Here is a 257-nt window from a genome sequence, read left to right as displayed (position 1 = left end):
CCGGCGGCGTGATCATCCCGATCTCTAGCATTTTCACCAAGAAGACGCCGAAGAACACCATGTCGATACCGTAGGCGTGCAGGATCGGCGTGAAGATCGGCAGTGTGATCAGCATCGCGCCGAAGGCGTCGAGGAACATCCCTAGGATTAGATAGATCAGCACTATGATCGCCATAAGCTGCCAATAGCTCAGCTCGAGCCCGTCGACGAGGGCAGAGATCTGACTGCCTAGGCCGGAGAGCGACAGAAGCCGGGTC

General features: G+C 57.6%; 1 protein-coding gene. It reads right to left on the bottom strand.

The features are described 5' to 3' along the window. Positions 1–257, bottom strand: a 257-nt coding sequence (locus JI667_RS22230) for a TRAP transporter large permease subunit (protein ID WP_206858696.1), incomplete at both ends; no start/stop codon positions are given.

Source organism: Bacillus sp. NTK074B, from assembly GCF_017303375.1.
In the GTDB taxonomy this organism is placed as follows: domain Bacteria; phylum Bacillota; class Bacilli; order Bacillales; family Bacillaceae_B; genus Rossellomorea.
The sequence above is the reverse complement of the archived record's forward strand: the minus strand, read 5'-3'. Positions and strand labels throughout refer to the sequence as shown.